General features: G+C 71.3%; 7 protein-coding genes. 2 read left to right on the forward strand and 5 right to left on the reverse strand.

Going from position 1 to position 7113, the window contains the following annotated elements:
- The 4 genes from D7W79_RS35930 to D7W79_RS35945 all read right to left on the reverse strand — a co-directional run.
- Positions 1 to 823 (reverse strand): DUF418 domain-containing protein (locus tag D7W79_RS35930; RefSeq protein WP_369127257.1); only part of this gene is annotated, 823 nt, incomplete at its 3' end.
- Between the two features lie 102 nt (positions 824 to 925).
- Entirely contained in the window at positions 926 to 2467 is a 1542-nt protein-coding gene (locus D7W79_RS35935) for a phosphatase PAP2 family protein (protein ID WP_244222157.1), read from the reverse strand.
- Entirely contained in the window at positions 2464 to 3375 is a 912-nt protein-coding gene (locus D7W79_RS35940) for a fatty acid desaturase (protein WP_120529810.1), read from the reverse strand. The genes D7W79_RS35935 and D7W79_RS35940 overlap by 4 nt, the downstream gene beginning before the upstream one ends.
- Complete coding sequence (locus D7W79_RS35945; RefSeq protein ID WP_120529811.1) at positions 3362 to 4348, reverse strand: Rieske 2Fe-2S domain-containing protein; 987 nt, start codon at positions 4346 to 4348, stop codon at positions 3362 to 3364. The genes D7W79_RS35940 and D7W79_RS35945 overlap by 14 nt, the downstream gene beginning before the upstream one ends.
- Before the next feature lie 145 nt (positions 4349 to 4493).
- On the opposite strand from D7W79_RS35945, the gene D7W79_RS35950 reads away from it, so the two are divergent.
- Together D7W79_RS35950 and D7W79_RS35955 are read left to right on the forward strand one after the other, a co-directional pair.
- The gene (locus tag D7W79_RS35950; RefSeq protein WP_120529812.1) at positions 4494 to 5681 is read left to right on the forward strand and encodes a cyclic nucleotide-binding domain-containing protein; all 1188 of its coding nucleotides are present in this window, start codon (positions 4494 to 4496) and stop codon (positions 5679 to 5681) included.
- A 146-nt stretch (positions 5682 to 5827) separates the two neighbouring features.
- Positions 5828 to 6145, forward strand: coding sequence for a hypothetical protein (locus D7W79_RS35955; protein WP_120529813.1), 318 nt, complete (start codon positions 5828 to 5830; stop codon positions 6143 to 6145).
- Positions 6146 to 6147: 2 nt separating this feature from the next.
- On the opposite strand, the gene D7W79_RS43995 is transcribed toward D7W79_RS35955, so the two are convergent.
- Positions 6148 to 7113 (reverse strand): hypothetical protein (locus D7W79_RS43995; protein WP_158617140.1); only part of this gene is annotated, 966 nt, incomplete at its 5' end.

A 7113-nucleotide genomic window follows, 5' to 3' on the forward strand; every position in this document is an offset into this window, starting at 1 on the left:
GCACCAGCCCCCAGCCCAGCAGCTTCCGGTGCCAGGCGCGGTGGCGCTCCACGTCCTGGAGCAACAGGTGCCGGCCCGCCAGCAACCCCAGCAGGAAGCGGCCCAGGATGAAGATCATCCACAGCACCCGCTTGAGCGTGGGCAGCATGTACTGAAGGAAGTGCGCGTTCGCGGCCTGTGTCGTCCAGAGCGAGTCGCTCTGGAGCCCCACCAGCAGCTGCCCTCGCGCCTGGGCCTCCATGGCTTCGGTGGCCTTCGCGGCGTCCGCCGCGGCCTGCGCGCCGTGGAGCAGGATGGGACCGAAGTGCAGGAGCGCTGGAACCACCAGCGGCACCACCACCACCGACAGGCCCACCCACACCCAGAGCGTCCGGTCCGAACGGTCCCGGAAGAAGAGCAGCGCGAAGCCCAGCAGCGCGTACGTGGAGAGCACGTCTCCCGCCCACAGCGCGGCGAGGTGCCCCACGCCGATGCCCAGCAGCACCAGCAACCGCCGCGAGTACACCGGGACGACGGAGGCTCCACGGCCCTCGGCTCGCTTCAGCTGGATGGAGAACCCCAGCCCGAAGAGGAAGCCGAACAGCGTGACGAACTTCTGGTTCACGAAGAAGTGGTAGAGCGCCGTGACCGCCGCTTCGAAGGGCGGCGCCGCCAGCGCCTGGGACTGCTCTCGCGGCATGAGGACCCGGCCGCTGAACCACGCGAAGCTGTTCGACACGAAGACGCCCCACAACGCGAAGCCGCGCAGCACGTCCAGGAGCGGCAGCCGTTCAGAGGCGTCCACCGGGCGGGCGCTGGAGGCGGAAGGGACGGAGTCGGACATGCGTCCAGCAGATGCCTCCCTCCCGTTCCCGTCAACGCATGCAGCGCGTCGCCCACGGCGGCCGCACCCCACGCGCGGGTGTGGCGACCGCGAGTGAAAGACTCAGGAGGTTCCCAGGACCGGGGCCTCGCGCAGGAAGGGCATGCGACGCGGCAGCTTCCGGGCCCAGAAGGCTTCCACCGACTTGTGGAAGAGGCGCAGCAGCGCGAACCCGGGCCTGCCTTCCAGGAGGGCAAGCTCCTTCGCGGACCGGTCCAGCAGGGCACGGGCCCGCTGGTACTCGCTTCGCGCCCACGTCCGTCCGGCCTCTGCCGTGAGCAGGGAGTCGAAGTCCTCCGGATCATGCCCCTGGGCGCGCACCTCCGCCGCGACGTCGGCGGGGACGTTGAAGAGGCCCTGGGCCAGGTCCTCGCGCAGGTCGCGCATCACGGAGCACCAACCCAACGCCGCGAGCAGGGAAGGGGCCTCCTCTGCTCTCACCTGGGCATTCGCGACGTGCAGCATCAGGCCCACGGAGAGCCGGAAGGTGTTGCCGAGTTGGGCTTGGAGTGTCGCCGCGTCCCACCAGCGCCCATCTCGCACCCGCTCGCGGTCCCGGCGCATTGTGCGCACCAGCTCGAATACCTGCTCGCGAGCCGTCGGGTCGGTCAGCTCCGTGATCAGCACCTGGCCGAGCGTGGTCGCGGTGTCATGGAACTCCGTCGCGGGAGCCGGCGCTCCGGTCTCCAGCGTGCGCAGGAGCGCGTCGATGGCGTTCAGCGGTTCGCCTTCGACAGGGCGGTCTCCATCCAGCACGTCATCCACCAATTGGAGGAAGCAGAACCCCGCCCGTGCCCTGCGCGCCTTGCTCCAGCGCCCCAGGGATTGTTGATACAGCGCGAGCCCGATGAGCCCGTAACGCGGGTGCCTGCGCGCGAAGCGGTACAGCTCCCGTGCGCAGAGGGCTTCCATCCGCACGGCTTCGAGGAACTCCTCCTTCCGGACCCGGGGCGCCACGACACGCCACGTACCCCAGGCGAGCAACGCTCCCGCGAGCACGTCCACCAGGTGGTGCTCGTGGATGAGCAGCGTGGACGCCGCGATGGCCAGTGCCCACAGCGTGAACACGGTGCTCGCCACCGGACCAGAACGTTCGCGGTAGGCCAGGGCCGCCGTGCAGGCGAAGGCGACGTGGAGCGACGGCAGGTAGTTGCGCTCCAGGTTCATCGTGTCCGCGGCCTGGAAGACGGACGTCCAGCCTCCGGTGACGGCTCGCGGCGGCCAGGCCACCTCGACCGGTAGGACGAGGAAGCAGATCGCACCGAGCACTGTCTCCGCGCACAGTGCCAGCGCGAAGGGGAGCATCCGCCGCCACGTCCGGAAGATGAACAGGGACAGGAGGAGCAGCACGTCCATGCTGACGTAGACAGCGGCCCACCCAGGCATGAACGGGATGTGCTGTTCGAAGGGCAGGTCCACGCGCAGGCCGCCGGGATAGAAGCCCGTCACCCAGCTCGCGCCGCCGTACACCACGAGGAAGAACAGCGCGAAGCCGAAGGTCATCGCGCCCGTGCGCTTCAGTTCACCGGGCGCTGGCCAGCCGAACAGCGGACCCTCCGCGTGCGCTTCCTTCCTGGAGAGGGGCCCGCTCGATGGCGCACTCACTTCAGCTGCTCCGGGAACGGCCGGGGGCCTCGCCACATTGACAGCCAGACCCGTAGGAAGGACGGACGGGGGACGCGCTCATCCACGTAGCGGCCCAGGTAGAGCCAGGGCACCTGCGGGTGCCGGTGGTGCGCTCGGTGGTAGTGGTAGTTGAGGAACACCCAGCGCACCGGCGTCGCGACCTTCAGGTCCCACGCGCCTTCGCGCACATCCAGCGGCGACCACGCGTGATCCGCGTACTGCAACGAGCTCCAGTTCACCGCGAACGCCGCGTAGCAGAGCGCCCACCCCACGAGCGTCAGGTCCAGCGCGTACGCCAGCCCCGCCTGCAGCGCCACCATCCCCAACACCTCCATTCGGATGGCCGCGCCCGGTGCGTCCTCCAGCCGTCCCAGGTACGCGTCCGCGCCCGTCTGTTCCCCGTAGCGTGTGCCCGGGCCTCGCAGCCTTCGCAGCAGGCCCGGCAGGAGCGCGAACACAAACGCTCCCAGCGGCACGAACAGCCAGTAGACGCCGGTCAGGATGACGTACCACTGCGCATACTTGAGGAAGCGGTGGTCGCCCGGGTGCAGGTAGTCGAACTGCTCGCGCGCCGTGCGGTTGTACCGGTGATGCGTGAGGTGGAACGCGCGCTGCAACGTGAACGACGTGGGGAAGAACGTCGCCGCCAGCCGGCCCAGCCCGTCGTTGAGCCGCCGCGACGGATGCAGCACGCCGTGCGTCGCTTCGTGCAACAGCGAGAACACCGTGTTGTTCACGTAGGAGAACACCCCGGCCGCCACCAGCCGCACCCACAGCCCTTCCGCGTGCGACGCCGTCCACAGGCACAGCGCCCCCGCGCCCATCGCCGCGACGAGCAGTAGCGCATTGAGCGCGGCCGGAATCGGCGGAGCGTCATCGGCGCGCATCGTCCCCGTCCTCGGGCAGGCCCACGGCGAAGTCGAGCAGCTGCCGCATCACCGGATCCGCTGTCGCCGTCGTGACGTTGAAGCGCATGCCGTCCAGCACGGACAGGTCCCGGCGCAGGAACGACGTGTAGAGCCACCGCGATACGCCGAGCACCAGCGCCGCCGCGCCTGGAACCGGACCCCGCCGCGCCGCGACGGCGAGCCGCACCGACGTGCCTTCCGCCACCGGCGTCAGGCTCGCGAGCAGCAGTCCCCGCGCCCGGCCCAGGTCGCTCTTCACCGACATCAGCGTGCCGCCGTGCAGTGTGAGCTCCACGCGGATGCGGTTGCCCGACAGCGCCTTCATCAGCCGGTCGCTCGCGCCCGTGCCGATGACTCGCGACGTGTAGCGCAGCCGCAGGGTGTACCGGTCCGGCGTCTCCCAGGTGGGCGTGTCCCACAGCTCCCGGTGGTGCACCGTGCGCAGGTGCTCCAGGTCGAAGGAGTTCGCCGCGAGCGGCAGCCAGGGACATCCCACCGTCACCGGAGATCCCACGTTCCAGACGTGCTCCCCACCTTCCAGGTCGGGTGGGGGAAACAGCGCCTGCGGCCCGTTGAAGACCAGCACCCCGCCAAAGCGCTCCTCCACCGGCCAGGTCCGGGGGCCGGGCAGGGTGGACACGTCGCTGCATCCCGGTGCGGCGCGGCAGCGGCCCCCTCCATCGAAGCTCCAGTGATGCAGCGGACAGCGCAGCAGCTCCCCCTGGACGGTGCCGTGCTTCAGGTGGGCCCCCAGGTGGGGACAGTGCGCGGACAGGGCGTGGAGGCGCCCCTCCTGGCCGCGGAACACCACCACCTCGTGGCCTCCCACCTGGACGCCCATCACCTGACCGAGGCGCAGGGCGGCGGAAGGGGCCACGAGGTACCAGGAGCGCGGGCGCGAGGGCCCGGGGAGGCGGTCCGGAGACACCCCGGCCGGGACGGGAACAACCATGCCCGGACCCTACCGGACCCGGTGTCTCCAGGGCCACGGGGGGGCCGGTCGAGGCTGGCTTTACGCCCGGGTTCCTGGTTAGTCAGGCGCTTGTGGAACCGGGCGCGTCGCCCCGACGGGGCGGGCCTGGGAAGGGACGTGTGACATGGCAGGCGAAACTGCGGGCAGCAGTCGGGGCGGTTCAGCGCGGGGCGGCACGCTCCAGGTGGTGCAGTCCCTGGCGGCTCAAGGCGAGCCGGAGCGCGCGGCGCAGCTCTACGAGGAGCTGGGCTCGGCGCAGCGCGAACGCCTGCGCAAGGAGGCCGCGCAGGGGTCGGTGAAGGAGCGCCACTGGCTGGTGGATGTGCTGCGCCGGGCGCGCGACTTCACGGGCGCGGCGCGGCTGTTGGACGGCAGCGGGGACGACGTGTCGGTGGCGGACCTGTACGCGCAAGGCGGTCAGCACGTGGCGGCCGCGGAGGCGTACCTGCGCGCGGGCGAGGTGGAGCGCGCCGCGGCGGCCTTCGAGCGGGGTGGGGCGCTGGAGCGCGCGCTGGAGGTCTACCGGGGCCTGGGGGCCCGCGAGTCGATGGCGCACTGCCTGGTCCGCCTGGGCCGCCCCTTCGAGGCCGCGGACCTCTACCACGAGCTGGGACAGGCCCACGCGGAGGCGGAAGCGCTGGGCGGCGTGCTCGCGGAGGATCCGCGCTACGTCGAAGCGGTGCTGCGCACGTGCAAGGTGTTGGACGCCGGAGGCTTCACACACCGGGCGCTCGCGGTGCTGGCGGACGCGCTGAGCAGCTCCGAGCTCTTGCGCGCGGACCCCATCCTGGTGACGGAGAAGGCGCGGCTCCTGCGGCGCATGGGCCTGGACGTGGAGGCGGAGGCGCTGCTCGCGCGGCTGGCCGCAGGCGCGACCGTGCCGGAGGCCAGCGGCTACCGCTTCCTCAAGGCCATTCCCATCTTCGGCGAGCTGACGCTGGAGGACATGAAGGACCTGTACCGGCTGGCGCGGCCCGTGGCGGTCACTCCGGGCTCGGTGCTGCTGGAGAAAGGCTCGCCCGGCACGGGCCTGCTCGTGCTGCTGGAGGGCACGGTGGACGTCTTCTCCGGCAACGAGCCGAACGCGCGACATCTCAACACGCTGGGGCCGGGCTCGTTCCTGGGGGAGATTTCCCTGGTGCAGGACGGCCCCGTGTCCGCGAACGTGCGCGCGAAGACGGCGGTGCGCGCGCTGCGCATCACCCGCGAGAGCTTCCAGCACTTCCTGGCCACGCACGACGCGGCCTCGCTGCACATCTACCGGCTCTTCACGCAGAACCTCGCGGCGCGCGTGCGGGCGCTGAGCGGCTGAACGCGGGGGAGCCCCGGCCCTTCTTGCCGCCCCGCACCAACGCCCTGCCCGTGGGGAGGCAGGCGAGCACGATGCGGGGGCCTTTCGTTGGACCCGGGTCCATCCCCATCCTCATGGGCAACCCTCCTGTTCGGAAGGACGCCCCGATGGTTTCAATCGACGCACTGAGGCACCAGGCTCGCGCGAACTGGCGCACGTGGGTGGCATGGGTGGCCATGCCCATCGCCGCGCTCCCGCTCCTGGGGGTGGGCGGCCTTCGCAGGGTCGGCCTCGTGGACGAGCTGGCCGCGGGGGCCGTGGGGCTGGGCCTGCTGTCACTGACGCTCATCGGCCTGGGACAGCTTCCTCGGACGGCTGCCCGCCCGGCGGCCGGGAAGGCGTGGAAGAAGGCGCCGAAGGACTTCCCCATCTCCGGCGCGATGGTGCCGGAGGAGTTCGCCGCTTCGATGGCGTCCGGCCACTGACTTCAGGGACGGCGCTCGATGCCGATGGCGATGGAGGGGCCCGTGAGGGCCTCGCCGGTGCCGTCGGAGAGCGACACGATGCCCAGGCTGGCGGAGAGCACGGTGGTCCCGGAGCCGCCGGTGCCCTTGAGGAAGCTGCGCACGCCCAGCTCGCCGAAGCCCCATCCGCTCGCGGAGCCACCGCCCGCGCCGAAGAGGGAGAGGCTGGGCGTGAGGGGCACCTGGACCTCACCGCGTCCGGAGCCGAAGCGGAACTGGTTGTCGCGCGAGAGGATCGCGGAGTTCCAGGCGATGTGGAACCCGTCGAGCGCGCCCAGCCGCAGCACCTGCTGGAAGGACGGCCCCGCATTGGAGTCGCACACGCTCTCGCCTTGGATGGGCTCGTAGGTGATGGGGTCGTAGCTGAGCTGGGGCGAGCAGTTCTTCTGACCGAACAGCCCGCCCGCGCCGATGCCCACTTCGAGGAAGTCGGTGGAGTAGGCCACCGCGACGTACGCGGAGCCCGGCGTGTGGCGCAGGCCGGTGCCCAGGCCGAAGCCCACGGGGTCCAGTTGTGCGCTCAGCACCAGGGGCAGATCGCCGGGCCGCCACGCGATGAACGCATCCAGCAGCAGGCCGCCCGCGCGAGCGGACTTGCCCTGCCGCGTCTTCGCATCCAGCGCGAGGAAGGGCCGTGCATGGAAGCCGTAGCGCAGGCGTGGCACGCCGGGTTCGGGAAAGAAGAGGCGCGCGGTGGCGGGGGCATCCGTGACGACGGCGGTGTCACCGACGCGCACGTTCTCACCCCGGCCCAGGCGGGCGACGGCGGTGTCCTCGCGCGATTCGACGACTCGCAGCACCAGCTCGCGGGAGTCCTGCGTGCGGATGCGGACGCGCGTGCCTTCATCCAGGCCCTCCGCGTGGCCCCGGGAGAGCGTCACGTCGCCCTCGTTCACGGCGGTGACGGTGACCCGGGGGGAGGCGGGGGC

Source organism: Corallococcus exercitus, assembly GCF_003611585.1.
GTDB lineage: Bacteria > Myxococcota > Myxococcia > Myxococcales > Myxococcaceae > Corallococcus > Corallococcus exercitus.